Below are 1,251 nucleotides of genomic sequence, written 5' to 3' on the forward strand. Positions count from 1 at the left end.
CGTCGAAGCCGTTCGGTGCCAGCGCTTCCACGGCGTCGATGACGCGCTCGGGACCGCCGACCCGGTTCATCGCCACCACCTCGGCCGTGGCGGGCAGGCGCTGCGCCTCATAGGCCGCGAGCGCCTGGCGCGGATGCTCGGCCTTCGCCAGCCAGTCGGCGAGGCAGCGGGCGTCGAGGATGGCCTGGGAGGCGCCGTTGGAGCCGACCGGATACATCGGATGCGCGGCGTCGCCGAGTAGCGTGACGCGACCATGCGTCCAGCGTGGCAGCGGATCGCGATCGCACATCGGATATTCCCAGAAGGTCGAGGTCGCGCGGATCAGCCCGAGTATATCGAAGCCCGGCACGCTGAAGCGGCGCGCGAAGGGCAGCACGTCCTCAAGCCGGCCGGGCTTGGACCAGGCCTCCTTCGGCGGCGGCCGCTCGGGATCGCCGTTGCGGATGTTGACGACCCAGTTGGTCAGCCGCGTCTTCGCGGTCGTGCCCTTGCCGATCGGGTAGAGCACCAGTTTGCCGGCCATGCCTCCCGCGATGATCATGCTTTCGCCGTCGAGGAAGACAGGCCAGTCGCAGGCACCGCGCCACATCTGGACGCCCTGCCAGCGCGGCGAGCCCTGGTTCGGGAAATAGAAGGCGCGCACGGCCGAGTGGATGCCGTCGGCACCGATCAGGATGTCGCCGCGCGACGTCTCGCCGCCCTCGCCGAAGCGCGCATCGCTGAAATGCGCCGTGACCCCGCCTTCGTCCTGGATGAAGCCGAGCAGGCGCCGCCCCGTCCGTATCGCATCCTCGCCCAGGCGCTCCGCCACGGCGTCGCGGATGACGCGCTGGAGCTTCCCGCGATGGATCGAGAATTGCGGAACCGGAGCGCCGGCATGCAGGCCGCGCGGCTCGCGCCAGACCGCCTGCCCGAAGCGATTCATGTAGAGGAGCTCGCGCGTGCGGATGCCGGCCTCGTCGAGTGCGGGCAGCAAGCCGAGATCGGCAAGCTCGCGGATCGCATGTGGCAGGGTGTTGATGCCGACTCCGACCTCCCGGATCTCGCTGGCCTGTTCGTAGACCGTGGCCGCGATCCCGCGCGCATGGAGCAGCAACGCCAGCGTCAATCCGCCGATGCCGCCGCCAACGATGATCACCCGCATATGCCCGTTCCCCTGGGTCTAATATTTTAAGTTTGAAATATATGCGTTCGCATTGTCAATCGCCCTTGGCACCGGCCTCGAATAGGAGCGCCCGGTTGAAACCGGGA

Annotated in this window: 1 protein-coding gene; it reads right to left on the minus strand. The window is 68.1% G+C overall.

Annotation, left to right across the window (positions count from 1 at the left end):
* Positions 1 to 1,144 (minus strand): flavin-dependent oxidoreductase (locus tag ACIPIA_RS16615; RefSeq protein ID WP_400511078.1); only part of this gene is annotated, 1,144 nt, incomplete at its 3' end.
* Positions 1,145 to 1,251: the final 107 nt, after the last annotated feature.

This window comes from Allobosea sp. CER48 (genome assembly GCF_044752385.1).
Classification (GTDB): domain Bacteria; phylum Pseudomonadota; class Alphaproteobacteria; order Rhizobiales; family Beijerinckiaceae; genus Allobosea.